We start from the raw sequence: 23,110 nt of genomic DNA on the forward strand, positions 1-23,110 counted from the left end.
TGGCCCGGAACGTTGCCGGAGAATTCGCGGTCAGGCGGACGGATCGTGGCGCCGTCCCACTGAGCGTGAATCACCCGCCGACGTTCCGGGTCGCGCCACTAGCTTCGGCTTCGCCTCGGCCCATGCCGCGTGCCAGCCGCGGTCGACCTGCTCGGCGTTCTCGCCGTCGTCCGCGATCCGCTCGATCATGTCGAGCAACGCGGCCCGGTGTTCCGAACTGAGCACGGGCATGACCTCGACCAGGAACGGCAGCACCGCCGTGGCGGCCGGGCACACGAAGCCGCCCTCCTCGTAGACGGTCCGGTCGAGGTCCACTACCGCCCGCGCGACGACTTCGGGATCGTTGGACAGCAACGCCCGCAGATGCCCCGGCGTGTCCAGTGCAGGACCGTACGCGTGGTCGATCTCGTGCCACGCAACGGAATCCAGGCCCTCCAGCATGCGCGGGATCATAGTTGCCGCCACGCCTGCCGCAGGTTGTCCGGCAATGCGGCGCTGGCCACCAGGAACGGCAGCACCGCGATCGCCGGAAAAGGCCGCGACCGAAGCCGCGGCCTTTTCACTCAGAGCTCAGCTCACGCGGTCGGCGCGAGGTACAGCAGGCGGTTCGGCGAGCCAGAACCCGGGCTGGTCACCTTGCCCGGCGTCGACTGCGCGACCAGGTAGGAAGCCACCTGGGCCGGAGTCGCCGTCTTGTTCGTCGACAGGTACCGCGCCGCGGCACCGGCCACGTGCGGGGTCGCCATCGAGGTGCCCGAGATGGTGTTGGTGGCCGAGTCGGACGTGTTCCACGCCGAGGTGATGTTGCTGCCCGGGGCGAAGATGTCCAGGATCGCGCCGTAGTTCGAGTAGGACGCGCGGGCGTCGGTGCGCTCGGTGGCGCCGACGGTGATCGCCTCGGCCACGCGGGCCGGGGAGAAGGTGTTCGCGTTGGCGTTCGAGTTGCCGGCGGCGACCGCGAAGGTCACGCCCTTGGCGATGGCGTTCTTCACAGCCGTGTCGAGCGTGGCGTTGGCGCCGCCGCCCAGGGACAGGTTGGCGACAGCCGGCTTGACCGCGTTGGCGCCGACCCAGTCGATGCCCGCCGCGACACCGGCGAGGGTGCCGGAGCCGTTGTTGTCGAGCACGCGGACCGCGACGACCTTGGCGGCCTTCGCGACACCGTACTGCGAGCCCGCGATGGTGCCGGCGACGTGAGTGCCGTGGCCGTTTCCGTCCTGGGCAACGTTGTCGTTGTCCACGAAGTCACGGCCGTTGGAAGCGCGACCACCGAACGTCGAGTGGCTGATGCGCACACCGGTGTCGATGACGTACGCGGTCACGCCCGCGCCCGTCGAGGTGTAGCTGTACTTCTGGTCCAGCGGCAGGTTCTTCTGGTCGATGCGGTCGAGACCCCACGACGGCGGGTTCGTCTGCGTCGCCTCCATGTGCACGACCTGGTCGGCCTCGACGAACTCGACGGACGGGTCGGCGGCCAGGCGCTTGGCCTGCTTCTCGGTCAGCTTCACGTTGAATCCGCCGAAGCTGGTGTAGTCGCGCTCGACGCGAGCGCCGAAACGGGAAGCCAGGGCGTGCGAGTTCGCCTTGCCCTCCTTCAGCTTCACGATGAAGGAACCGGCGATCTTCTCAGGGGAACCGAGCGACAGCACCTCGCCCTCGGCGGCAGAGGCGGAGGGAACCATCAGAACCGACAGGGCGAGGGTCGCCGCGCCGGCACCGGCCAGGAACCGGATCTTTCGCGTCATGATGTGCATTCCGTTCTTTGCAGGGGAACGAACACTTTCGACGCTATGGAGAGATCCGGTTCCTGCCAAGGGTGTCCTAAAGGTTAGGACACCGTTCGATTGCCGGACAATTCACGATTCACAGAGATGGCGGCCAGTAAAGGATACGAGTGACGGGTGGTGTGCCCGGAGTGCCCGTGGTAACCAATGCGCGCTCCACTTGAGCGGGCGTGGCGGCGCGGTTGTACTCCAGATAACGGGCTGCCACACCGGCCGCGTGCGGTGCGGCCATCGAGGATCCGCTCAGGGTCTGCACAGCCGTGTCGTTGGTGTTCCAGGCCGAGGGGATGTTCACGCCCGGCGCCCAGATGTCCACCAGCGGGCCGAAGTTCGACGACGGCGCCTTGGTGTCCGTCGGCGTCAACGCACCCACGCAGATCGCCTGCGAAACCCGTTGTGGTGACGAGTTGGACGGATCGCTGTTGCTGCCACCAGCAGCCACCGTGTACGAGACGCCGGAGTCGATCGACTTCTTCACCGCGGTGTCGAGAGCCGCGGAAACGCTGCCGCCCAACGACATGTTGGCCACAGCGGGCTTGACGGCGTGCGCGGTCACCCAGTCCACACCCGCGATGACACCGGAGATCGTGCCGGAACCAGAACCGTTCAGCACCCGCACGCCCCACACCACCGCGTGCTTGGCCACGCCGTACTTGGCGCCCGCGGCGATTCCGGCGACGTGCGTGCCGTGCCCGTTGTCGTCCTGCGCGATCGCGTCGTTGTCGACGGTGTCCCAGCCGTTGCGCGCCCGGCCGCCGAAGTCCGTGTGCGTCACGCGGATTCCCGTGTCGATCACGTAGATGTTCACGCCACGACCGGTGCTCGTGAAGGAGTACTTCTGGTCCAACGGCAACGCGCGCTGGTCGATCCGGTCCAGCCCCCACGGCGGGTTGAGCTGCGTGGAGTTCGCATGCACGATCCCGTCACGCTCCACAAAGGACACGTTCGGGTCGGCCTGCACCGAACGCAGCTGCGCGGCGGTCAACCGCGCGCTGAACCCGTTGAGAACATTGGCGTACCGATGTTCGACCGTGCCCGAGAACGAGGACACGGCACCATCTTTGTAAACCACGATGTACGACGAGGTGGCCGCGGACGCCGGGGCGACCACGACCGCTGCCGCCAGGGCGGCGACTGCCAGCAGGGCTCTCACAGGCGGATTCCTTTCAGTTGCCCGAGAAAGATCGGGGCAGGGAGAAACGGCCCCGGTTCACAGGGAACCGGGGCCGCACATCGGAGGAGATCAGCTGGTCGGCGGCCAGTACAGCAGCCTGGTCGTCGTACCGGCACCGGGGTTGGTCACCTTGCCGTTGGTGGCGTTGGAGGTGATCGCGGCCGCCACCTGCGCGGGCGTCACGTTGAAGTTGCCCTGCAGGTACCGGGCCACCACGCCGACGACGTGCGGCGTCGCCATCGAGGTGCCCGAGATGGTGTTCGTGGCCGTGTCACTGGTGTTCCACGCCGACGTGATGCCGCTGCCGGGCGCGAACACGTCGACGACCGGGCCGTAGTTGGAGTACGAGGCACGCGCGTCGGTGCGTTCGGTCGCACCCACGGTGATCGCCGCCGCCACCCGTGCGGGCGAAGTGCTGGCAGCGTTGGTGTTCGAGTTGCCGGCCGCGACCGCGAACGTGACGCCACGCGTGATCGCGCCCTGCACGGCCTGGTCGAGCGAGGTGTTGGCGCCACCGCCGAGCGACATGTTCGCCACCGCGGGCTTGCGGTGGTTGTTCGCCACCCAGTTCACACCCGCGATGACGCCGGCGATCGTGCCGGAGCCCGCGTTGTTGAGCACGCGCACGGCGTAGATGTTCGCGGCCTTCGCCACGCCGTACTGCGAGCCCGCGATCGTGCCGGAGACGTGCGTGCCGTGGCCGTTGCCGTCCTGCGCGACGGCGTCGTTGTCCACGAAGTCGTAACCGTTGTGGGCGCGGCCGCCGAACGTCTGGTGCGTGATGCGCACACCGGTGTCGATCACGTACGCGTTCACGCCTGCGCCGGTGGTGTTGTAGGTGTAGCGCTGGTCGAGCGGCAGGTTGCGCTGGTCGATCCGGTCGAGGCCCCAGGACGGCGGGTTGACCTGGGTGGCCTGGATGCTGACGACCTGGTCGCGTTCCACGTACTCGACCGACGGGTCGGCGGCGAGTCTGCGGGCCTGGGTGTCGGACATCTTGACCGAGAAGCCCTTGAACGCGGCGTCGTACACGTACCCGAGCCGGCCGCCGAAGCGGGAACCGAGAGTCGCGGCGCTCGCGGTGACCCCGTTGTCCTTGAGCTTGACGATGAAGCTGCCCGCGATGTTCTCGCCGGGAGACGTGCGGATCTCACCGACCGCCGCGGTGGCGGGCGCCGCGAAGGCCGCGACCATGACCGCCGAACCCACCAGGATTGCTGTCTTGCGCATTGCGTAGTCCTGTTCGTCGCAGGGATGCTCAGGAACCCAATCGGGACTATTGGCGGCGTAATAGGCCCGAGATCTGAACTTTCCGGGTTTCCCAGCAGCCCGAAACCGCCGATCGGCTGTACCGCGTCCCCTTTGCTGCCGATAGCCTCTCGAACTTGACCCCCGGGAAACGGAGGGGTAGATGCTCACGATTTACCCACCTCGCGAGGAGCTCGCCGACCTGTTGGTGACGGGTCCGTTCGCGGACGCGTTGCGGGCCGCGATCCAGGTGCGGGGTCTCAGTCTGGAACGGCTGCAGCACCGTCTGCGGGTGCGCGGCGCGCCGATCAGCGTGACGGCGCTGAGCTACTGGCAGTCGGGTCGCCGCAGACCCGAACGGCCGGAGTCGCTGATGGCGCTCGCTCATCTGGAGGACGTGCTCGGGCTGCCGGAAGCGGCTCTGTCACGACTCCTCGGCCCACCGCGGCCGCGCGGGCGTTCGCGCAGGCGGGAGCTGTCGGCACGGGCGCCGTGGGACGGTTCCGGGCTCGTTCTGACCGCTCAGCACGACCGGGTGGACGTCGCCCCCTGCGGCGGTGTGCGCGGTGTCCGGTCACGCCAGGTCATGCAGGCGACGTCGGCCGGAGTGGACCGCTGGATCCTCTGCCAGGAAACGGGCTCCTCCCAACCGGCGCTGACCGCTGTGCGCTCGTGCCGGGTCGGCCGCGTCGCTCGTGAACGCACCAACGGCGTGCTCGTCGCGGAGCTGTTGTTCGACGAACCGATCTCTCCCGGCGACTCGATCGCGATCGAGTACGAATTGATCTATCCACATCCGACGGTCGAGCACACGCATTTCCGCCGGTTCGCCGAACGGGTGCACGACTACGTGCTGGAGATCAAATTCCCGGCCGAGTCCCCGCCCGCTTCCTGCGAGCAATTCGCGTCCGGTCCGGCCGGGACGGAAATGCACGGCGGCGGACGCCCGGCCCCCGTTGACACCTGGGGCTACGCGCACGCCGCCGCACTCGACTTCGGTCCTGGCATCTACGGGATGCGCTGGACGATCGCCGCGAACTCCTCGGGGTCGTCGAGCCAAGGGGTGTGACCGGCCGCCTTCTGGATCACGAGCCGCGCGTGCGGGAGCAGGCCCGCGAACTCGCGCGCGCGGTTGAGCGGGAGCGCGATGTCGACCTCGCCGACGAGCAGAAGTGTTGGCACGTCGAGGTTCTCGAGCGCCGCGCGGGTCGATGCGGGGTCGAGCGCACCCTCGGCGTAGAACTCCTCGGCCGCCTGCTCGTTGGTCGGGTGGTCGTCGTCGAGCTTGCTGATCTCGTCGTCCCAGCGCCCGTGCCAGAACGGAGCGACCCTCTCCCACGCCTCCGGCGTCTCGTTGCCCGCCCAGATCTCCTCGAACCACCCGATCGCCTCGGCGTACCAGGGTTCTTCGCTGCGGCTGTGCGCGATCGCGCGCCGATCGTCGTTCGTGATGTCGATGCCGACGGCACGCGCGCTCGGTGCGACGAGCACGAGTTCCTTGACGTGCCGCGGATAGCGCGCCGCGTAGAGGATCGCGAGGGAACCGCCGGCGGAGTGGCCGAGCAGCCTGATCTGGTCGAGGCCGAGGTGCTGCCGGAGCGCTTCCACGTCCTCGACCTGGCGGTCCGCGCGGTACGTCTCCAGTGCTGCTCCCTCGGACTCGCCGGTGCCGCGCAGGTCGAGCCTGAGCATGTTCTCGAGCGGCAGCACCGCGAGGTAGGACGACGCCGTCATCGGCCCGCCCGGCAGGCAGATGAGCGGGTCATCTCCTGCCAGGCCGTGATACGCGAGTTTCGTGCCGTCGTACGAGCTGAAGGTCCCCATACCCGGGGAGTCTCTCAGTAGGAGCGGGGCAGCTTCAGCGAGTTTTGGGCGACGAAGTTGAGGACCATCTCCCTGCTGACGGGCGCGATGCGGGACAGCCGGGACATGCCGAGCATCGACGCCAGCCCGAACTCCGTGGTCAGGCCGTTGCCGCCGTGGGTCTGAATCGCCTGGTCAACGGCCGCTGCGATGGCCTCACCCGCCGCGTACTTGGCCATGTTCGCGGACTCGCCGGCCTCCTTGTCGCGACCGGAGTCGTACAGCGCGGCGGCCTTCTGCGTCATCAGCCTGGCCAGCTCGATCTCGATGTGGATCTTCGCGAGCGGGTGCGCGAGGCCCTGGTGCGAACCGATCGGGTTCTCCCACACCTTGCGCTGCTGCGCGTAGGTGACGGCCTTGCTGATCGCGAGCCGCGCCGAACCGGTGGCCATGCTCGCGCCCATGATCCGCTCGGGGTTGAGGCCCGCGAACACCTGCAGCAGCCCCTGATCCGGCGAACCCACGACCGCGTCACCCGGCAGCCTCACATCGTCGAAGAACAACGTGAACTGCTTCTCCGGCACGACCAGGTCCATCTCGATCTGGTGCCAGGTGAAGCCTTCGGCGTTCGTCGGCACGACCACGAGCACCGGCCCGGTCTTCTGGATCGCGACCACGAGCACGGCGTCGACCTCGTCGATGCCGGAGATGAACGTCTTGGAGCCCTTGAGGATCCAGTCGTCACCATCGCGGCGCACGTGCGTCTTCAGCTGGTGCGAGTTCGATCCCGCGTCCGGCTCGGTGATCGCGAACGCCATCTTCAGCGTGCCGTCCGCGAAACCGGGCAGCCACTTGGACTTCTGCTCCTCCGTGCCGAACCGCGCGATCACCGTCGCGCAGATCGCCGGTGAAACGACCATGAGCAGCAACGGACATCCCGCCGCCGCCAGCTCCTCGCACACCGCCGCGAGGTCGCCGATGCCGCCGCCACCGCCGCCGTACTCCTCGGGCACGGCCACGCCGAGATAGCCGAGCTTGCCGGCCTCTTCCCACAGCTCGGTGGCCTTCTCCCCCGACTTGGCCTTGGCGAGGAAGTACTCGTTGCCGTACTTGGCCCCCAGCTCTGACACGGCCTTGCGGAGCGCGATCCGCTCTTCGGACTCGACGAAGCTCATGATTCCTCCACCACTGCCAGAACGTCGCCGGCGTTGACCTGCTGGGCTTTCTCGACAAGCAGTTCAGTGACGGTGCCCGCGTTGTTCGCGAGCACTCGGTGTTCCATCTTCATGGCTTCCAGCACGAGAAGCTCTGTCCCGGCCTCGACGTGGTCGCCCTGGTTCACGCTGACTCGCACGACCGTGCCGGGCATCGGGGCGATGGTCGCGCCCGGTGCGAGCTTGGTCTCCGGTTCGGGGAAGCGCGGCACTGCCTTGAGGCTGACCGAGCCGCGCGGCGAGTCGACCTCGACGAGATCGCCGTACCTCGCCACCCGGAACGGTGTCTTCACTCCGTCCAGGTCGAGGATCACCGTGTCTTCGGTCGCCTGCTCAGGGTCGTACTCGACCTCGATCTCGGTGTCCCCGAACAGGAACTTCGCCGTCGGCTGCTGCGAACGGACGTTGCGCCAGCCGAGCGGCAGGGTCCCGATCCTGCGGGTGGCCGCCTGAGCGAGCGCTGCGGCGAGCGCAAACGGTTGCGGGTCAACGGTTCGGGTGAAGTCGTGCTCGGCGAGGAACCCGGTGTGCGTGTCGCCGTCGAGGAACGCGTCGTTCCGCAGGATGTCCACGAGCAGCTGGCGGTTCGTGATCAGGCCGTGGATCCGCGCGCTTTCCAGTGCGGTCGCGAGCTTGCGGGCGGCGGCCGCGCGGGTCGGGGCGTACGCGATCACCTTGGCCAGCATCGGGTCGTAGAAGACCGAGATCTCCGAGCCGTCCTCGACACCGCTGTCGAGCCTGATGTCGCCGGGCACGTGGAACCTGTGCAGCGTGCCGCTGGCCGGGCGCCAGTCGTTCGCGGGGTCCTCGGCGTAGAGCCGGACCTCGATGGCGTGCCCCCGCGGTTCCGGGGCTTCCAGTGGCAGCTTCGCGCCTTCGGCGATGCGGAGCTGCCACTCGACGAGGTCCACGCCGTGGACCAGCTCGGTCACCGGGTGCTCGACCTGCAGGCGGGTGTTGACCTCCAGGAAGTGGAAGTCCTCGCCCTTCAGCATGAACTCGACCGTGCCCGCGCCGACGTAGCCGATCGACTCGGCGGCCGCCGTTGCGGCAGCGAACAAGCGCTTGCGTACGTCGCCGGTGACCGCCGGGCTGGGCGCCTCCTCGACGATCTTCTGGTGGCGGCGCTGGATCGAGCACTCGCGTTCGCCGAGCGCCCACACCGTGCCGTGCGTGTCGGCGAGGATCTGCACCTCGACGTGCCGCGCGTGCTCCAGCAACGGCTCGCAGAACACCGTCGGGTCACCGAACGCCGACTCGGCCTCACGGCGTGCGCTGGCCAGGGCGTCCGCGAACCCGGCTTTCTCGCGGACGATCCGCATGCCCCGGCCGCCACCGCCCGCCGATGCCTTGATCAGCACCGGGAACTCGGTGACGGTCTCGGGGTCGAGTTCGGGCAACGTCGGCACGCCCGCGGCGGCCATGCGCTTCTTGGCCGCGACCTTCGAGCCCATCGTCTCGATCGAGTCCGGCTCCGGACCGACCCAGGTCAGGCCTGCTGCCTGCACTTTCCTGGCGAAGTCGGCGTTCTCGGACAGGAACCCGTAACCGGGGTGGACGGCGTCCGCTCCCGCCTTGGTCGCCGCCTCGACGATCAGTCCGGCGCGGAGGTAGGTCTCGCTCGGCGTCGCGCCCGGCAGGTTGACCGCGAAGTCGGCTTCGCGGACGTGCGGCGCATTCGCGTCCGGGTCCGAGTACACCGCGACCGTGCGGATTCCGAGCGCCTTGCAGGTGCGGATGATCCGGCGGGCGATCTCACCGCGGTTGGCGATCAGGAGAGTCTTGATCACTGGTCTCACATCCGGAAGACGCCGAAGCCGTCGGCGCCCTTGATCGGTCCACTGTGGACAGCGGAGAGGCACACGCCGAGAACGGTTCTGGTGTCGCGCGGGTCGATCACGCCGTCGTCGTAGAGCTTCCCGGACAGGAACGGCGCGAGCGACTGCTCCTCGATCTGCGCCTCGACCATCTTGCGCATGGCGGCGTCGTGTTCCTCGTTGTACTCCTGCCCCTTCGCCATGGCCGCCTGCCGTCCGACGATCGAGAGCACGCCGGCGAGCTGCGCCGGTCCCATCACGGCCGACTTGGCGTTGGGCCAGGTGAACAGGAACCGCGGGTCGTACGCCCTGCCGCACATGCCGTAGTTGCCCGCGCCGTACGAAGCGCCCATGGTGATCGTCAGGTGCGGCACCCGGCTGTTGGACACGGCGTTGATCATCATCGAGCCGTGCTTGACGATGCCGCCCTGCTCGTACTGCGCGCCGACCATGTAGCCGGTGGTGTTCTGCAGGAAGACCAAAGGCGTGTCGCTCTGGTTCGCGAGCTGGATGAACTGGGTGGCCTTCTGCGACTCCTCGCTGAACAGCACGCCGCGCGCGTTGGCCAGGATGCCGATCGGGTAGCCGTGGATCCGCGCCCATCCGGTGACGAGGCTGTTGCCGTACAACGGTTTGAACTCGTCGAACCTCGACCCGTCGACCAGCCTGGCGATGACGTCCCTGGGGTCGAACGGAACCCGCTGGTCCTCGGACACGATGTCCAGGATGCTGTCGGCGTCGTACAGCGGTTCTTCGACGGTCGCGGGTTCCGGCCCGAGCTTGCGCCAGTTGAGCCGTGCGACGACCCTGCGGGCGAGCCTGATCGCGTCTGTTTCGTCCTCCGCCACGAAATCCGCGAGGCCCGACGTCGCGCCGTGCATGGTGGCGCCGCCCAGCGACTCGTCGTCCGCGTCCTCACCGGTCGCCATCTTGACCAGCGGCGGGCCGCCCAGGAACACCTTGGACCGGTCCTTGACCATGATCACGTAGTCGGACATGCCCGGCACGTACGCGCCACCGGCCGTCGCGTTGCCGAACACGGCCGTGATCGTCGGGATACCCGCTGCGGAAAGCCTTGTCAGGTCTCGGAAAGCGCGCCCGCCGGGGATGAAGATCTCGCTCTGCGTCGGCAGATCCGCGCCGCCCGACTCGACGAGGCTGACCAGCGGAAGCCGGTTCTGCAACGCGATGTCGTTGGCCCTAAGACTTTTCCTGAGCGTGTAGGGGTTGGACGCGCCACCGCGGACCGTCGGGTCGTTCGCGACGATCACGCACTCGACGCCCTCGATCCTGCCGATGCCCGTGACCACGCTCGCGCCGACCGGGAAGTCGGTGCCCCACGCGGCCAGCGGCGACAGCTCCAGGAACGGGCTGTCCTCGTCGACGAGCAGCTCGACCCGTTCGCGCGCAAGGAGCTTCCCGCGCTTGTGGTGCCGTTCGACGTACTTCGGCCCACCTCCCGCGAGCGCTTTCGCGTGCTCGGCGTCCAGACCCGCGATCTTCGCGAGCAGCGCCTCCCTGTTGCCCATCAGGCGAACCCCAATCGTCGTGCCGCGAGCTCGGTCATCACTTCACTCGCCCCGCCCCCGATACCGAGGATGCGGGCGTCCCGGTAGTGACGCTCCACTTCGGACTCCCGCATGTACCCCATGCCGCCGTGCAACTGCACCGCCGCGTCCACCACTTCACCGCACGCCTGCACCGCCGCGTTCTTGGCGAAGCAGACCTCCGTGATCACGTCCTCGCCCCGGTTGACGCGCGCCGCGATCTCCCGCGTGTAGGTGCGCGCGAGGTCGATCTTCTGCGCCATCTCGGCGAGCTTGTGCCCGACCACCTGCCGCTTGATCAGCGGCTTGCCGAACGTCTCCCGGTTCCGCGTCCACTCGACGGTGAGGTCGAGCGCGCGCTGCGCCGTCGCGTACGCCTCGACGGCCATCGTGATCCGCTCGACCTGGAACTGCCGCATGATCTGCACGAACCCGGCGTTCTCCTCGCCGACGAGGTTTTCCGCCGGAACTCTCACGTCGTCGAAGTGCAGTTCCGCGGTGTCGCTGCAGTGCCAGCCCATCTTGTCGAGCTTGCGCCGCGTGAAGCCGTCCTCGATCACCAGCAGCGAGATGCCCTGGTAGCCGGGTTCGCCGGTGCGCACCGCCGTCGTCACGAAGTCCGCCCGGCACCCCGAGGTGATGAACGTCTTGGTGCCGTTGACGAGGTAGTGATCGCCGTGCCGCACGGCTCTGGTCTGGATGTTCGCGACGTCCGAGCCCGCACCGGGTTCGGTGACCGCGAGGCTGCCGATCTTCTCGCCCCTGATGGCCGGCTTCGCGAACCGCTCGATCAGGTCCTCGTTCTCGCTCTGCCAGATGTGCGGGATCGCGATGCCGTGCGTGAACAACGCCGCGATCAGGCCGCTCGACCCACCGGCCTGGATGATCTCCTCGGTCAGCACGACCGAGTCGAGCAGATCACCGTCGGAGAACCCGATGGCCAGCAGCCCGATCTCAGCGGCCTTCTTGTGCAGCTCGCGCGGCACCTCGCCGTCGCGTTCCCACTCGGCGAGGTGCGGAACGATCTCGTTGCGCGTGAAGTCCCGGACGAGCTGCCGGAGCTCCTTCCGCTCGAACAGGTCCTTGGTGATCACAGCAGCGCCTCCGGAATCTCGACTTCCCTGCTGCGCAACCACTCACCGAGCGCCTTGGCCTGCGGGTCGAACCGCGTGCTGCTCGCGACGCCCTCGCCGAGCAACCCGTGCAGCACGAAGTTGAGCGCCTTCAAGTTCGGCAACTCGTACCTGGTCACCTGGCCGGCTTCAGGCAGCAGTTCCTTGAGCTTCTCCGTCGTGAGGAAACTGTCGAGCCACTCGTAGGCTTCCGGGGTCCGGGTCCAGACGCCGATGTTCGCGTCCCCGCCCTTGTCCCCACTGCGCGCGCCGACGATCGTCCCCAAGGGCTTCCTCACAACAACACCGCCTTGGCGCTGACCTCGTCGCGGTTCACGTACGCCGCCTTGTACACCCCGAACGGCGTGCCGTCACTCGGCGGCGCCGTGACGTGGAACCCGGGATAGCTCGCCAGCGCCAGCTCGATCGCGGCCCGGCTGAACCCCTTGGCCCGCTTGGGGTCCGCGGTCTTGATCGTGACGTGCAGCAACGCGCTGGCCCGCTCCTCGGTGTCCGCGTCCTGGTGATCGGTGCGCGCCAGCGTCCAGGTCAGCCCTTCGTCCCCGATGGCCTCGTGGAGCTGCCGCTTGACCAGCCTGGCCTTCGCCTCGACATCCAGTCCGGTGAGGACGAACGTCGTGGCGTTCTTGAAGCCGCCCAACGTGTTCAGGCACACCTTCACCGTGTCCGGCGGCGGACTCCCCTTGGTGCCGGAGATCCTGACGCCTCGTTCGTGTGCGTCGAGCTTGATCGTGTCGAAGTGAGTGGTGACATCGGGCCCCAGGTACTCCGGCGCCCCGATCTCGTAGAGCAGTTGTGCCGTGACGGTGTCCGTGGTGACCGCCCCGCCCGTGCCGTCGTGCTTGGTGATCAGGCAGGACCCGTCCTCGTCGATCTCCGCGATCGGAAACCCCGGCCTGGTCGCATCGATCTCGGTGAAGAACGAGTAGTTGCCGCCGCTCGCCTGCGTCCCGCACTCCAGCACGTGCCCGGCAACCGTCGCCCCGGCGAGCTTGTCCCAGTCGTCGCGGGCCCACCCGAAGTGCGCCGCGGCAGGCCCGACAACGAGACTCGCGTCGGTGACCCGCCCGGTCACGACAACCTGTGCGCCCTGGTTCAGGCACTCGGCGATCTCCCACGCGCCCAGGTAGGCGTTGGCGGTCAAGGCTTCCGGGAACCGCGCCTTGAGGTCGTCGCCAGTCACGTACCCGACCTTCGCGCCGGGGTTGAGCTCACCGAGCTTGCGCGCGAGGCCTTCGGGATTGAGCCCACCGGCGTTGACGACGATCTTGACGCCCTTGTCGAGCGCCAGCCCCAGGCAGTCCTCCATCTGCCGGAGGAACGTCTTCGCGTACCCCAGCGCGGAGTCCTTCATCCGGTCGCGCCCGAGGATGAGCATGGTCAGCTCGGCCAGGTAGTCACCGGTCAGGACATCGAGGTGGCCACCCTCCAGCTGCTCCCGCACGGCCGAGAGCCGGTCGCCGTAGAACCCCGAGGCGTTGCCGATCCTGATCACCGCCGGCCTCCCGTGGTGCCGTGCCGGCATCCCCGCATCACCGGCCACCTCCAGGCGGACCCGCGAACGCCTGCGCGATCGGCACCCACTGCTCGGCCACCTCGCCGACAGCGTCGATGGCCAGCTCCTTGCGGTTGCGGCGCTGCGTCACCAGCCACGCGAAGTCCAGAGCGGGCCCGGTGACCCGGTTCTCCGCGCCTTCCGGTCCCCACGCCCACACCTCGCCGGACGGGCCGGTCAGCTCGACGCGCACCTCGGCTTCCGGCACCGCCAAACCGTTGAGCAGGAAGGCGAAGCCCATCGCCCGCACGCCGATGTGGCACACGTGCCGGATCCGCGCGGTCGGCTCCCGCTCCACACCGAGGGCGTCGTAGACGTCCTGGCCGTGCGCCCAGGTCTCCATGATCCGCGCGGTGGCCATCGAGGCCGGGCTCATCGGCGGGCCGAACCAGAGGATCTTGCCCGAGGCCGTGGCCAGGCGTTCCCGCAGCACGGCACGGCTGTCCCGCCACAGTTCCAGCAGGTTCGGCAGGGCCGCCGCCTCGGCCGCGGTCCGGTCCACGATGTCGCCGGCCAGCGGCTGGGCCTTGAAGGACTCGGGGTCGGTGATGGCCAGGATCGCGGCCTTGTCCGTCCACATCAGATGGCCGATCTGGTGGCCGATCGTCCAGCCCTCGGCCGGTGTCGGCAGAGTCCAGTCCGAGGCGCCGGCCACCAGCGCGTCGAGCTCGCGCGACTCGGCGTCCAGGTCGGCCAGCAGTTCCGTGATCACAGCTGTTCCTCCAGCATCCTCGCCCAGTAGCGGACTACGTGTGCGCGGCGTTTGGCGTCGTCGGACAGTTGGTTGGCCAGGGCCAGGCCGCGCACAAGATCAAGGGTTGCCTGCACGGCGTCCTTCACACCCGGCCGCGCGTCGTCCACCTCGAGCAGTTCCAGGGCGAGGCCGTACACCTCGCGACCCAGCCGGGCCTGGAGTTCCAGCACCAGGTCGCGCAGCTCCGGGTCCGTGCGCGCGGCCACCCACAGCTCCAGGGCCGCGGTGAACAGGTCGCTCGCGTGGAAGTCCGCGATCAGCTCCACCACGGCGTGCGTGGTCTTCTCCGTCAGCCCAGCGCGGCGCTTGAGCACCTCGACGCTCTCCGCGCCCACGTGCTCGACCGCCGCCGCCACCAGCTCGCCGCGCGTCCGGAAGTGGTGCAACTGGGCACCGCGCGACACGCCCGCCCGTTCGGCCACCTCTGTGGTCGTGGTGCCTGACCAGCCACGTTCCACCAGGCACTCGACCGTCGCCTCCATCAGCTTCCGCTTGGTCTCGCGGCTGCGGTCGGCCTGGCGTTGCCTCGTCTCCACGGGTCCGAGTGTTCCGGCCCACAAACAAACAGTCAAGCCTGCTTGTAAATGTGCCCTGCTAGCGTCCGGAACCGATGAGCACAGTTGATCGACTCAGGGCCGCGGGCTGCGTGTTCGCCGAAGAAGAGGCCGCGCTGCTGCACGAAGCCGCCACCTCGCCCCAGCACCTCGAGGAGATGGTCGCCCAGCGCGTGGCCGGGTTGCCGCTCGAACACGTCGTCGGCTGGGCCGAGTTCTGCGGGCAGCGGATCACGATCACCAAGGGCGTGTTCGTGCCGCGCCACCGCACCGAACTGCTGGTCGACCTCGCCACCGAACTGAGTCCGAACACGGTGGTCGACATGTGCTGCGGGTCAGGCGCAGTGGGCGCGGTCCTGCAACTCAGACTCCCCAAGGCCACGGTGTACGCCGCCGACATCGACCCCGTGGCCGTGGCATGCGCGCGCAAGAACCTCGCGAACGTGTTCGAAGGCGACCTGTTCGACGCGCTGCCCACGCACCTGAAAGGCACCATCGACGTCGTAGTCGCCAACGTGCCGTACGTGCCCACCGACGACATCCAGTTCATGCCGACCGAAGCCCGCGACTACGAGGCACGAGTGGCCCTCGACGGCGGCACGGACGGCCTCGAAGTCCTGCGCCGAGTCGCCGCACAGTCAAGCAGTTGGCTCAAGCCCGGCGGCCACCTGATGAGCGAGACGAGCGAGCGTCAGGCGCCGGAAGCACTCCGGGCGTTCACCGGCGCAGGCTTCCAAGCACACCTCGTGACCAGCGAGGACACCACCGCGGTCGTCGGGCGGCTGGCGAAGTAGCCCAACGTTCCGTACGATGTACGGTATGTCGTACGACGAGGTCATGCAATGGTTCGCGCGCTGGGACGAGCTGGCAGTACAGGGCGACGTCGAGAAGATGGCCGACATGGCGCTGTTCCCGATCAACACGGTCACCGACGGCTCGGCGACGTCGTGGGACCGGGAGCGGTTCATCAAGGAGATGGGGGCGCAGCTCGGCGGTGACGTGCGGATGGAGTCCACCAGGACACCGCACTTCATCAACGACAACCTGGTCTTCGTGATCACCGACGGAACGATCAACGGGATGACCGTCCGCTACGGCGACCTCCTCACCAAGGTCGACGGCGAGTGGAAGTTCCAGACGATGGTCCAGGGCGGCTGGGCTTAGGGACCGGTCCCCGGGTGTCGACAGCAACCTGCACGTCGACACCCAGGGAGGAACCCTTGTTCGCAGTGACCCTCGCCCTCGTCGCCGCCGTCCTGTCCGCACCACAGGACAGAACGCTGACGGTCGGGCCAGGCGGCCAGTACGCGACACCCCAGGCAGCGGCCAACGCGGCACAACCCGGCGACACCGTCGAGATCACCCAAGGCACCTACGCGGGCGGTCTCACGGTCAAACGCGACGGCATCACGTTCCGCGGCAACGGAAACGTCACCATCACGCCGAAACTCACCATCAACGCCGGCAACCTGACCTTCGAGAACCTGACCTTCCAGGGCTCCGACCGCTTCGGCGCGTACGCGGACGGCCGGAACAACCTGACGTTCCGGAACCTGAAGATCAACGGCTCGCAGGACGGCGGCCTGGTGCTGCTCAACACGTCCAACGTCCTGATCGACGGCTGCGAGATCACCGGCACGAACGCGCGCGGCACCAAGGCCGACCACGAGGCCATGTCCATCGGGCACGGCTCGCGCGACGTCGAGGTCCGCCACTGCAACGTGCACGACAACGGCGAAGAGGGCATCGACGTCAAGTACACCGAGAACGCCCGCGTGAAGATCCACGACAACATCATGAGCAACAACCGCGGCCCCAACATCTACGTCGACTCGGCCACGCACGTCGAGGTCTACAACAACATCAGCAGCGGCACGAAGAACGAGACCAAGTCCGGCATCGCACTGGCCGTCGAGGACTACGCCGAGAACCGCGTTCTCGACAACGTCAAGGTGTACAACAACATCTCGTACGGCAACGCGCAGGCCGGCCTGAGCATCTGGGTGCAGTCGACCGGAACGGTCAGCAACGTGCAGATCATCAACAACACGTTCTACGGCAACAAGAAGGGCTCGATCTGGTTCGGCGGCGACAAGTACGCCGGAACGAACATCCTGCGCAACAACATCTTCGAGCGCGCAACGAGCCACGAGGCGTTCAAGGCCGATCACAATCACGTCGGCGCGGAGGGGCCGGACACGGTCGACGCGGGCTCGGCGGAGGGAGCACCGGCGTTCGACATCGAGGGCAACCCGCGGCCTCAGGGCAAGGCGCACGACATCGGCGCCCACGAGCGGTGAAGGACACCCTGGGGAAGAGGGTGCCGACCGCGTTCACGAATCAAAGCAAGGTGAGCTGTTCCTGGTCGACGCGCTGAGCCGGCACACCCACCGGCAAGGACCCGTCGGGCCACACGCCGTCGTCGTCGCCGGGTACACCGGTGACGGCGTCGGTGGACCGCCCGCGCGGCGCCAGGCCGTGCTTCTCGATCAGCGGAACCACGCGCGCCCGCAACCGTTCGCGATACCGCTTGTCCACATAGGACCCGTTTCCGTACAGATACCGGTACGTCTCCACGAGATCCGGGTGCTCACGCTTCAACCAGGCCGCGAACCACTCCCGGGCCCCAGGCCGCAGGTGCAACGGCAGCACCGTCACCCCGGTAGCCCCAGCCTCCGCGATCTGCTCCAGGAGAAAATCGAGCTGCTCAACGGAATCCGTCAGCTCGGGCAGCACCGGCGCGATGAACACCCCGCACGGCAAGCCGGCCTCGCGCACCTTTCGCACCAGCTCCAGCCGGGCAGCCGGGGTAGGTGTGCCGGGTTCGAGAGACTTGTGCAGATCGCGGTCCATCAACGCCAGCGAAATCCCGATCCCCACCGGCACGACCTCGGCCGCGGCAGCCAACAGCGGCAGATCCCTGGCCAGCACGGTCCCCTTCGTCAGGATCGAGAAGGGGGTGCGGGAGGCGGTCAGCGCTTCGATGATCCCTGGCATCAAGGCGTACCGCCCCTCCGCCCGCTGGTACGGGTCGGTGTTGGTGCCCAGCGCGACGTGCTCCTGCTTCCACTTCGCCGACCGCAACTGCCGCGACAGCACCTCCCCCGCGTTGACCTTGACGATCAGCTGGGTGTCGAAGTCGTGCCCGGTGTCCAGATCCAGGTACGAATGCGTCTTGCGGGCGAAGCAGTTGTGCGACACCACACCGTTCGCGATGAAGTCCGAAGTGCCGGTCGTGATGTCGTACAGCGTCATTTCGCCGAGCGGCTCGACGGACACGACGCCCAGCGGCTGCTGCGACTTGATCGCCACGCCGTCGATGTCGCGTTTGCGGGTGATCGCCGGGTCGACGGTGTGGAAGAAGCGCAGGTTCTCCCGCAGGCCGCCGCGCAGTCGCACGACCCGCACGCCACGACGGCGCTTCAGCTCCTCGATCGCGAAGTCGAAGTGGAAGTGCTTGAGCGCCAAGCAGATCGCTTCGAGCACGACCGCGTTGCGCGTCGACATCCGCAGGATGCTGCGCGAGCAGGTCCCCAGGTAGTCGAACGCACCGGCCAGGAATCCCTTGAGCCAGTCCGGGTTCGGGGCTATCTGCCAGTGCGCGAGCTCGCGCACTTGGTGCAGAAATCCCCTCCCTTCTCGCACACCGAAGTAGTCGAGATACTCCTGTGTGCGGTCCATGGCCTCTATGTCGGCCAAGGGGATCCGGAACTCGTTCTCGTCGTCGACCATCCCGCGCAGATACCCGCGCCGGTAGTCGTCGGTCACGTCGGGCTGCTCGACGAAAGCCCCCGTGCCCATCAGCTTGTTGCCGGTCGTGAGGTGCGGACGACGCCCGGTGCCGGCCGTTTCGCCCGTCACGTGCTTCCAGCCGCGGTCGGTCAGGAAGCGGTGGTCACCGGACGCGACGACCGACGTGCCGTCCTCCAGCGTCAGCCGGTACGCGAGCTTGCGCGTCTCCCAGTGCGCCAGCACGGTGGTCAGCTTGTAGCGGCGATAGTTGCCGACCAGTTCGGTGCCGTAGATCTCGTCGCCGGCCCGCAGTTCGGACAACGGCTTGGTGCGGCCGTTGCCCATCAGGATCGGGGTGTCACCGTCCATGCAGTAGGTGCAGGCGTGTGAGCAGCCCCGATACGGGTTCACCGTCCAGGAGAAGGGCAGCGACGACCCAGGAACTCCGTTGAGCACGGATTTGGCGCGGACCTCGTGGAACACCACGTCCGCGAACTCAGGAGTTCGTACGCTGCGCACCAGTCCCGGTAGCCCCGGTAGTGCCTGCTGCGGCTCTGCCTCGAGTTTCTGTCCGTCCCATCGCACACCATCGATTCGAACACATGTTCGAACATCGGTCAAGGAGAGCGCGTGTCACCCATTGAGGTTGCAGGCTTCGTCACGGGCGCACTGTGCGTGTGGCTGGTCGCGCGCCAGAACCACTGGAACTGGCCCATCGGCATCGCCAACAACATGGCGTTCCTCGCACTGTTCTGGACCAGCGGCCTGTACGCGGACTCCGGCCTGCAGATCGTCTACATCGCGCTGGCGCTGTACGGCTGGTGGGCGTGGCTGCGCGGCGGTGACCAGCACAGCGCGCTGCCCGTCTCCCGCACGACGTCCCAGCAGTGGATCTGGCTCGCGGTCGCCGGCGTCGTCGGAACCGGTCTGCTGCACTGGGTCCTGGTGAGCTTCACCGAGTCGACCGTGCCGTTCTGGGACTCGGTCACCACGGTGTTGTCGCTGCTCGCCACGTGGGGGCAAGCGCGCAAGAAGGTCGAGTGCTGGTGGCTGTGGATCGCCGCGGACGTGATCTACGTGCCGCTCTACGCCTACAAGGACCTCTACCTGACAGCGGTGTTGTACGTGGGGTTCATGGTGCTCTGCGTGATTGGCCTGCGCTCGTGGACGCGGGACGTGGTGCGCGTATGAAGTTCGAACACGCCCTGGTGCTGGGCAAGTTCTACCCACCTCACAACGGCCACCACCACCTGATCGAGACGGCAGCCGCTCGCAGCTCACGGACGACGGTCACCGTGCTCGGGGCATCCGATGAGCTGATCCCGCTAGAACACCGGGTGCGCTGGCTGACCGAGACCCACCGCGACACCCCCGGCGTGCGGATCATCGGCGACCTCGACGACCATCCCGTGGACTTCGACTCCGACGAGATCTGGAACCTGCACGTCGAACTGACGCGCGCGGTCCTCGCCAGGCGTGCGATCGCGGACGGTGAACCGTCCCGTGCCCCTGTCGACGTCGTGTTCTCGAGCGAGAAGTACGGCGACGAACTGGCCAGGCGGCTCGGCGCGCAGCACGTGCTCGTCGACCTCGACCGGTTCACGCACCCCGTCTCCGGCACGGCGGTCCGCACCGACCCGATCGCGAACTGGCACCACCTCGCGCCCGCCACCCAGCGCGGCCTCGGCTGGAAGGTCGTGGTCGTCGGCGCCGAGAGCACCGGCACGACGACACTGTCGAAGCAGCTGTCCGGCCACTTCGGAGCGCCGTGGATCCCGGAGTACGGCCGCGAACACACCGAGCTCAAGCTGCAGTCAGCTAGAGCATTCGACGCGACGGCCACCGTGGACAGTCTGGTGTGGACGCTGGGCGACTTCGAAGATGTCGCCCATGAACAGGAACGCCGCATAACGCACGAAACGGCGCCGTTGGTCATCGCGGACAACGACGCGTTCGCCGCGACGGTCTGGGGAGAGCGCTATCTCGGCTTCCGTCCATCGATCTTCACCGGCACGTCGCCGGATCTGTACCTGCTGACCGACCACGAAGGCGTTCCGTTCGAACAGGACGGCTGGCGCGACGGCGAACACCTGCGCGAGTGGATGACCGGCCTGTTCGAACGCGAGCTCACCAAGCGCGGTGTCCCGTGGCTGAAGCTGACCGAGAACAGGTTCGCGGCGGCCACAACGGCCGTCGAACACCTGATGAGGCAGGATGTTGCTCGTGGGTCACGGTCACGGGCATAGCCACGCGCTGGAAGAACCCGCATCGGAGCGCGTGCGCACGTTGCTGATGTGGCTGCTGGTGCCGTTGGCGCTGGCCACGCTCGTCGGCGCGGCACTGCTCTACCCGTTCGGGCACGAGCAGAAGACCGGCGCGGCCATCGGACTGCACCAGAAGCCGGTCGCCGCGGTCGTCACGGGTGTGGCGGAGAACTGCGGCGAGAAGTGCATCGCGGTGACCGTGCGGATGACCGACGGCGACGCGAACGGCCAGAGCATCACCATCCCGAGCCCGCACGGCCCCGGCGCGCCGCACTTCCAGCTCGGCGACGAGGTCGTGCTGTCCTATTCGGGCAGCCAGCCACAAGCCGCGGAGTCGTACCAGATCGTCGACTTCCAGCGCGGCTGGTCACTCGTGGTCCTGGCCGTGCTGTTCGCGGCGGCCGTGCTGCTGCTCGGCCGATGGCAGGGGTTCGCGGCACTGGGTGCGTTGCTGCTGAGCTTCGTGGTGCTGGTGCTGTTCGTGATGCCGTCGATCCTGGCCGGCAAGAGCCCGCTGCTGGTGGCGGTCGTGGGCGCCGGACTGATCATGTTCGTGGTGCTCTACCTCACGCACGGCATATCGGCGAGAACCTCGACCGCCGTGCTGGGAACGCTGGTCAGCCTCTCGCTGATCGGCGTGCTGGGCGCGTTGTTCTCCGCTTTGGCGTCACTGACCGGGCTCGACGAGGACACGATCAACCTCGTCACGGTGCTCGGCACCGACATCGACACGCGTGGCCTGCTGCTCGCGGGCACGCTGATCGGCGCGCTGGGCGTGCTCGACGACGTGACCGTGACGCAGACCAGCGCGGTGTGGGAACTGCGGCGCGCCAACGACAAGCTGACCTGGCGCGAGCTGTTCGCGGCGGGCTCGCGGATCGGGCGCGACCACATGTCGTCCGTGGTCAACACCCTCGTGATGGCCTACGCGGGCGCCGCACTGCCGTTGCTGCTGGCGATCTCGCTGGCCGGGCGGTCGATGGGCGAGATCCTGACCGCGCAGCAGATCGCGCAGGAGATCGTCCGCACGCTCGTCGGCAGCATCGGCCTGGTGGCGGCGATCCCGGTGACCACGGCTCTGGCCGCGCTCGTCGCGGTGCGCCAGGAGGTCGCCCCGGCCGTTCACGAACCCGAGCCGGAGCCGGAACCCGAGACCAAGACCGTGAAGCGCGCGAAGCCGCAGCCGAAATCACAGCCGAAACCGCGGCCCGCGCGCATCGAGGGCGACCTCTTCACCGGCTACGACCCCGACAAGGGGCCGTGGGAACGCCCTAGTGAGCGAGCAGCACGAAGAGCAGCGCCAGCACGCCAGGCACCACCTGCACGAAGAAGATCTTCCGGCTCGCCGTGAACGTGCCGTAGATGCCCGCGACGATCACGAACACCGTGAACAGCACGGACGCGCCGAAGTCCTGGCGGATCAGCGCGTAGATCAGGCCGGCGGCGAGGAAGCCGTTGTAGAGGCCCTGGTTCGCGGCGAGCGCCTTGGAGGCCTCGGCGAACTCCGGCGTGAGGCCGAACGCCTTCTGACCGCGCGGTGTCGTCCAGAGGAACATCTCCAGCACCACGATGTAGATGTGGATCAACGCCACCAAGGCGATCAGGATGTTCGCGATAACCTGCACTTAGGTCCTCCTCTGGGCTGAGACACGCGATGAGACAATAGAGCAGTGGGAAGACAACGGCCCGACACCGAGGCGATCACCGAGTCGATCGACTCCGGCACGGCCGAACTGGTGCCCGACCTGGGCGGCAGGAACTCGTGGACGTTGCGCGTCAACGGGACCCCACAGTCTCATGTGGACCTGGACGACCCGACCTACCTGGAGTTCGAGTACGTCCGCCGGCTCGGCCATCTGATCGATCTGGTGGCGCCTTCCCGCGTGCTGCACCTGGGTGGTGGCGCGCTCACGCTAGCGCGTTACGTGTCCGCGACCGTGCCTCGATCGTCTCAACAGGTCGCCGAGATCGACGCCGGCCTGATCGCGTTCGTGCGCCGCGAACTGCCGCCGCCCAAAGGCGTGCGGATCACCACGGGCGACGCGCGGGCGGTGCTCGTCAAGGCGCGCCCCGCATCGTTCGACCTGATCGTCACGGACTGCTTCGCGGGCGCCAGGACTCCCGCACACCTCACGTCGGTCGAGTTCGTGCGGCAGGCCTCGGCAGCGCTCGCCGAGGACGGCGTCTACGCGGCGAACATCGGCGACGGCAACGGCCTGCAGTTCGCGCGTGCCCAGTGCGCGACCGTGCGCTCGGTGTTCGAGCACGTCTGCGTGCTGGCCGAGCCCGGCGTGTTCCGCGGCCGCCGGTTCGGCAACTTCGTGATCTTCGCGTCGCACACCGGCTTGCCGATGCAGCAGCTGATGCGCGCCACCGCGGGCGATCCGTTCCCCGGCCGCGTCGAGCACGGCACGGGGCTGACGAAGTTCATCGGTGGCGCACCGGTCACGACCGACGAGACCGCGACCCTCTCCCCCGCCCCGCCGTCCGGCCTCTGGGGCACTTAGCTCGATGAAGGGAACCTTCATCCA

Annotated in this window: 21 protein-coding genes and 1 pseudogene; 8 read left to right on the top strand and 14 right to left on the bottom strand. The window is 67.8% G+C overall.

Going from position 1 to position 23,110, the window contains the following annotated elements; translation table 11 throughout:
- Positions 1–30: 30 nt before the first annotated feature.
- The 4 genes from UK23_RS40175 to UK23_RS40190 all read right to left on the bottom strand — a co-directional run bounded on the left by UK23_RS40175 (position 31) and on the right by UK23_RS40190 (position 4,188).
- Positions 31–441, bottom strand: coding sequence for a hypothetical protein (locus tag UK23_RS40175; RefSeq protein ID WP_156213735.1), 411 nt, complete (start codon positions 439–441; stop codon positions 31–33).
- 134 nt (positions 442–575) lie between these two features.
- Positions 576–1,745 carry a S8 family peptidase gene (locus tag UK23_RS40180; protein WP_419503920.1) on the bottom strand — a complete coding sequence of 390 codons (1,170 nt, stop codon included), beginning with the start codon at positions 1,743–1,745 and terminating at the stop codon, positions 576–578.
- 118 nt (positions 1,746–1,863) lie between these two features.
- Positions 1,864–2,937 (bottom strand): S8 family peptidase, encoded by a 1,074-nt coding sequence (locus UK23_RS40185; protein ID WP_052685461.1) that lies wholly within the window; start codon positions 2,935–2,937, stop codon positions 1,864–1,866.
- Between the two features lie 90 nt (positions 2,938–3,027).
- Positions 3,028–4,188 (bottom strand): S8 family peptidase, encoded by a 1,161-nt coding sequence (locus UK23_RS40190; protein WP_196778094.1) that lies wholly within the window; start codon positions 4,186–4,188, stop codon positions 3,028–3,030.
- Positions 4,189–4,369: 181 nt separating this feature from the next.
- On the opposite strand from UK23_RS40190, the gene UK23_RS40195 reads away from it, so the two are divergent.
- Positions 4,370–5,275 carry a helix-turn-helix domain-containing protein gene (locus UK23_RS40195; RefSeq protein WP_045317048.1) on the top strand — a complete coding sequence of 302 codons (906 nt, stop codon included), beginning with the start codon at positions 4,370–4,372 and terminating at the stop codon, positions 5,273–5,275.
- Here the strand turns inward: UK23_RS40195 and UK23_RS40200 are convergent.
- From UK23_RS40200 to UK23_RS40235, 8 genes and pseudogenes are all read right to left on the bottom strand, one after another.
- Positions 5,215–6,030 carry an alpha/beta fold hydrolase gene (locus UK23_RS40200; RefSeq protein ID WP_045317049.1) on the bottom strand — a complete coding sequence of 272 codons (816 nt, stop codon included), beginning with the start codon at positions 6,028–6,030 and terminating at the stop codon, positions 5,215–5,217. The genes UK23_RS40195 and UK23_RS40200 overlap by 61 nt on opposite strands.
- A gap of 14 nt (positions 6,031–6,044) precedes the next feature.
- Positions 6,045–7,184, bottom strand: coding sequence for an acyl-CoA dehydrogenase family protein (locus tag UK23_RS40205; RefSeq protein ID WP_045317050.1), 1,140 nt, complete (start codon positions 7,182–7,184; stop codon positions 6,045–6,047).
- Positions 7,181–9,013, bottom strand: a complete 1,833-nt coding sequence (locus UK23_RS40210; protein ID WP_045317051.1) for a biotin carboxylase N-terminal domain-containing protein — start codon at positions 9,011–9,013, stop codon at positions 7,181–7,183. Before UK23_RS40210 ends, UK23_RS40205 begins: the two co-directional genes overlap by 4 nt.
- Before the next feature lie 5 nt (positions 9,014–9,018).
- Positions 9,019–10,569, bottom strand: coding sequence for an acyl-CoA carboxylase subunit beta (locus tag UK23_RS40215; RefSeq protein ID WP_045317052.1), 1,551 nt, complete (start codon positions 10,567–10,569; stop codon positions 9,019–9,021).
- Entirely contained in the window at positions 10,569–11,681 is a 1,113-nt protein-coding gene (locus tag UK23_RS40220) for an acyl-CoA dehydrogenase family protein (protein ID WP_045317053.1), read from the bottom strand. Before UK23_RS40220 ends, UK23_RS40215 begins: the two co-directional genes overlap by 1 nt.
- Positions 11,678–13,245 (bottom strand): annotated as a pseudogene (locus tag UK23_RS40225) (acyclic terpene utilization AtuA family protein). The gene UK23_RS40220 and the pseudogene UK23_RS40225 overlap by 4 nt, the downstream one beginning before the upstream one ends.
- 7 nt (positions 13,246–13,252) lie before the next feature.
- On the bottom strand, positions 13,253–13,987 hold the full coding sequence (locus UK23_RS40230; protein WP_045317054.1) for a TIGR03084 family metal-binding protein: 735 nt from the start codon (positions 13,985–13,987) through the stop codon (positions 13,253–13,255).
- Positions 13,984–14,565: a TetR/AcrR family transcriptional regulator gene (locus UK23_RS40235; protein ID WP_045317055.1), complete on the bottom strand. Its 582-nt coding sequence runs from the start codon at positions 14,563–14,565 to the stop codon at positions 13,984–13,986. The genes UK23_RS40230 and UK23_RS40235 overlap by 4 nt, the downstream gene beginning before the upstream one ends.
- 74 nt (positions 14,566–14,639) lie before the next feature.
- On the opposite strand from UK23_RS40235, the gene UK23_RS40240 reads away from it, so the two are divergent.
- The 3 genes from UK23_RS40240 (at position 14,640) to UK23_RS40250 (ending at position 16,883) form a co-directional block, all read left to right on the top strand.
- On the top strand, positions 14,640–15,377 hold the full coding sequence (locus tag UK23_RS40240) for a putative protein N(5)-glutamine methyltransferase (protein WP_045317056.1): 738 nt from the start codon (positions 14,640–14,642) through the stop codon (positions 15,375–15,377).
- A gap of 25 nt (positions 15,378–15,402) precedes the next feature.
- Positions 15,403–15,747: a hypothetical protein gene (locus tag UK23_RS40245; protein ID WP_045317057.1), complete on the top strand. Its 345-nt coding sequence runs from the start codon at positions 15,403–15,405 to the stop codon at positions 15,745–15,747.
- A gap of 65 nt (positions 15,748–15,812) precedes the next feature.
- A complete protein-coding gene (locus tag UK23_RS40250) occupies positions 15,813–16,883 on the top strand; it encodes a right-handed parallel beta-helix repeat-containing protein (protein ID WP_045317058.1) in 1,071 nt (356 codons plus the stop codon).
- 40 nt (positions 16,884–16,923) lie between these two features.
- Here the strand turns inward: UK23_RS40250 and UK23_RS40255 are convergent, their stop codons facing one another.
- Positions 16,924–18,900, bottom strand: a complete 1,977-nt coding sequence (locus tag UK23_RS40255) for an intein-containing Rv2578c family radical SAM protein (RefSeq protein WP_045317059.1) — start codon at positions 18,898–18,900, stop codon at positions 16,924–16,926.
- Positions 18,901–18,945: 45 nt separating this feature from the next.
- Between UK23_RS40255 and pnuC the strand changes: the two genes are divergently transcribed.
- From pnuC to UK23_RS40270, 3 genes are read left to right on the top strand one after another with little or no spacing between them, the layout of a single operon-like run.
- On the top strand, positions 18,946–19,506 hold the full coding sequence (gene pnuC, locus UK23_RS40260; protein ID WP_231114897.1) for a nicotinamide riboside transporter PnuC: 561 nt from the start codon (positions 18,946–18,948) through the stop codon (positions 19,504–19,506).
- A complete protein-coding gene (locus UK23_RS40265) occupies positions 19,503–20,561 on the top strand; it encodes an AAA family ATPase (RefSeq protein ID WP_045317061.1) in 1,059 nt (352 codons plus the stop codon). Before pnuC ends, UK23_RS40265 begins: the two co-directional genes overlap by 4 nt.
- A 31-nt stretch (positions 20,562–20,592) precedes the next feature.
- On the top strand, positions 20,593–21,930 hold the full coding sequence (locus tag UK23_RS40270) for a YibE/F family protein (RefSeq protein WP_045317062.1): 1,338 nt from the start codon (positions 20,593–20,595) through the stop codon (positions 21,928–21,930).
- On the opposite strand, the gene UK23_RS40275 is transcribed toward UK23_RS40270, so the two are convergent.
- On the bottom strand, positions 21,851–22,204 hold the full coding sequence (locus UK23_RS40275) for a DUF1304 domain-containing protein (RefSeq protein WP_045317063.1): 354 nt from the start codon (positions 22,202–22,204) through the stop codon (positions 21,851–21,853). The genes UK23_RS40270 and UK23_RS40275 overlap by 80 nt on opposite strands.
- A 45-nt stretch (positions 22,205–22,249) precedes the next feature.
- Between UK23_RS40275 and UK23_RS40280 the strand changes: the two genes are divergently transcribed.
- Positions 22,250–23,086, top strand: coding sequence for a spermidine synthase (locus UK23_RS40280; RefSeq protein WP_045317064.1), 837 nt, complete (start codon positions 22,250–22,252; stop codon positions 23,084–23,086).
- Positions 23,087–23,110: the final 24 nt, after the last annotated feature.

It is taken from the genome of Lentzea aerocolonigenes, from assembly GCF_000955955.1.
GTDB classification, from domain to species: domain Bacteria; phylum Actinomycetota; class Actinomycetes; order Mycobacteriales; family Pseudonocardiaceae; genus Lentzea; species Lentzea aerocolonigenes_A.